General features: G+C 50.8%; 3 protein-coding genes. All 3 read right to left on the bottom strand.

Going from position 1 to position 2,827, the window contains the following annotated elements; translation table 11 throughout:
* Nucleotides 1–257 precede the first annotated feature (257 nt).
* Nucleotides 258–671, bottom strand: coding sequence for a TIGR03826 family flagellar region protein (locus tag BN1234_RS16910; protein WP_054957826.1), 414 nt, complete (start codon nucleotides 669–671; stop codon nucleotides 258–260).
* A 110-nt stretch (nucleotides 672–781) separates the two neighbouring features.
* A complete protein-coding gene (locus BN1234_RS16905; protein WP_054957825.1) occupies nucleotides 782–1,777 on the bottom strand; it encodes a ComFC family protein in 996 nt (331 codons plus the stop codon).
* 48 nt (nucleotides 1,778–1,825) lie between these two features.
* Nucleotides 1,826–2,827 (bottom strand): helicase-related protein (locus BN1234_RS16900; protein WP_156337253.1); only part of this gene is annotated, 1,002 nt, incomplete at its 5' end.

The raw sequence follows: 2,827 nt of genomic DNA, 5'->3' as shown, positions 1-2,827 counted from the left end.
TCGTCCTTGCGGCGGGTTTTCGTCTGTTGTTCCTGTCGGCTGGTCTCCATGTTCCGTTGGTATGAATGGACAGCGCCAACGCGTCCGGTTTCGTTAATCTTCATAACGTTCACCTTCCTTTTTTATAAAAAAACTTGCAGCACATTTCATATCGTCAATATATCTTGTTCAGTCTGTAGAAGTGAAAAAAAACCGATAACCTTTACTAAGATTATCGGTCGGGATTGTAATATAGTTAATAGTTCGATTGTAGCGTTTTAGTATTTACGTAATTTGTCGACAGCTTTGTAAGTATAATCTTCCTTCTTATTAAAAGCGTCATTTCCGGACTGTCCATCCGATGCCACGCTTCTTAGTTCTTTCGTCAGCCGTGTTCTGCACGATTCACACATATTGCTCTCACGGATCAAGGTGCCGCATACTTCGCAAGGATAAGACAGGTTCGGTGCGTTAGCAATAGAGATTCGTCCTTCACGAATGAACTTGGTGATCTGCCGGATCGACACACCCGTCGCTTCAGCCACTTCATGAATGGTAGCCCCTTTGGTCTCCCGTAAAAATTGGGCGCACTCCTGATATTCTGCCTCAATATTCTTCAAACAGTCAGAGCACATTTCCTGAAAATTCAGTGCATATAATCGGCCGCACTTAGGACAATTCCCCAAGTTCATACTAACCGCCCTCCATGTCGCATAGATCCTTTGATACCCATAGATTACCTTATTATAGGGCTTACGTCTATTATTAACAGGAAAAATATATGTATTTTTTCCTAAATGAATCAGGACCGCGCAAATGTCAGGCAGTACACTTCTACCAAAATTCCCTGCGACTCACCCGCAAGCTCAAGCGCCTGAGCGCATGCATTCAGCGTGCTTCCTGTTGTATAGATATCGTCGATTAACAGGATTCGCAGCACAAAGGGTGAAAGACCGGAAGGAAAGTTAGAGTTTATAGAGTTGAGTCTTTTAGAGTTGGAACTATGAGAGTTGGATATGGAAGCGTTCGATACTAGAGCGTTGGTTCTTGATGAATTAGATCTTAAAGAATTATCGATTCCAGGAAATCTGCTATATCTGCTAATTCGGTTTGCCTGTGCTTGACGCTCTATCAAAAAAGCCGCATCAGGCAGCGTGCGGAACACTCCCTGCATATCCTTCAATCGATCCATCCGGCTCTTAAAGCTCTGCTTGTTCGTATGCCGGTCCCGTTGAAGCAGCTCGGCATAGGGAAGCTTCAGCCTGTCTGCCAAGCCGCGTGCCAATACTTCAGCCTGATTGAACCCCCGCTCCTTGAGCCTCTCATAACTGACAGGGACAGAGGTAACGAGATGAGCCTGCCATGGCTCCTGAGCAGATACTTTGCCATTCTTTCCTGAAGATACAAGCTGCAACTTCTGCCGGATCTCCTGCTGCAGCTGCCTATATGCCCGCTCCATCATCCGTATCAACAACGGCGCATACGACTCATTTCCGCGGTATTTATACTGTGCCAGCCACTCCCGCATGTCAGCGTTATAGGTTACTGCACTCCGGTTGCATACAAAATGCCACGAACCCGCTTGTTCGCGGGTACAGTCCGGACAACCAATCGGCCTGCCGCAGTACACACAGCGGGGCTTCGTAATCCATGGAATCGATAAGAAGCAGGTTCGGCATACGCCTAAATGTGCGTGTGACAACGAAGCCGTTCTTCCGCAAGCAAGACATTTCTGCCTCTCTGCGGCCAGCAACCGGTGAATAGGCTTCAGCAGCTGGTCCAACCTGTCGATAAGCATAATCATGCCTCCTCTGTTAATCAAACCAGCTTAGAAATGCTGATATATTCAGACCTTCAAATATCCGCCCCGTCTTGCGATCCGGTTCATTCGTTTGATTTGATTCCTCGCAGACCGCTGGCATTTGGTCCATTGCGGCGAGCCAAAAACAACCCTTCCCGCCGGATCATCCTTCGAGCGCCCGGCACGCCCCGCCATCTGGATCAGCGCTGCTTCATCAAAAAGCTCACTGTCCGCATCCACGATAAACACATCGCTCTTCGGCACGGTAACGCCGCGCTCCAGGATCGTTGTCGTAACCAGCAGACGAATATCCCGATTACGGAAGGACATCACTTTCTCCGCTCTGTCCGGATCAATGGAGGAGGTCCCTTCTATAGAGATGTCCTTGATATAACGGCGAAGCAGCTGCAGGAAAGGATCAATGTGGCGGATCCGGGAAACGAATAAAAAGACCTGCGCTCCCCGGTCAATCGACTTCTTAAGCTCTCGCACCAGTGCCGGGTTAAGCTTCTTCTGCGTTATAGAGCGCTGCACGGAGGGAACTTTAAGTGCTTTTGGCACAGGCAGCGGATGACCGTGAAAGCGGGCAGGCACCTTGGCATGAGGCAGTCTTCCTGCCGCAGCTTCACGCTGGAGTGCAGCAGGCGGAGTTGCAGACAGATAAATATATTTGCCTCCCGGCTTACATGCCCCCTTCGCTGCATAATCCAGCATCGGGTCGTTATGATATGGAAACGCATCGATCTCATCAATCACCACCAGATCAAATGCATGGCGAAAACGAAGCAGCTGGTGGGTTGTCGCTAAGGTAATGCTCCCCCGCTTCCAGCGGTCCGGGCTACCACCGTATAGCGTTGCAATGCTCTCGCCCGGAAAGGCGGCGGCGAGCCGTGGTGCCAGCTCCAGCACCACGTCCCTTCGAGGCGCCGCCACCAGCACCCGCCCGCCGGCATCCAGTACGGCTTGGAGCAGCGGGAAGATCATCTCGGTCTTCCCGGCGCCCGTCACCGCCCAGATCAGGAAGCGGGCGGCCGCGGAGCCATCCGC

Origin of the sequence: Paenibacillus dakarensis (assembly GCF_001373415.1) — a bacterium.
GTDB lineage: Bacteria > Bacillota > Bacilli > Paenibacillales > Paenibacillaceae > Paenibacillus_AQ > Paenibacillus_AQ dakarensis.
Note: the sequence above shows the minus strand (reverse complement) of the source record. Positions and strands in the feature narration are given on the sequence as shown.

What these genes read in the sequence shown, in the direction of transcription:
- BN1234_RS16910 (WP_054957826.1), bottom strand. Translation starts at nt 671, where the DNA reads ATGAACTTGGGGAATTGTCCTAAGTGCGGCCGATTATATGCACTGAAT.
- BN1234_RS16905 (WP_054957825.1), bottom strand. Translation starts at nt 1,777, where the DNA reads ATGCTTATCGACAGGTTGGACCAGCTGCTGAAGCCTATTCACCGGTTG.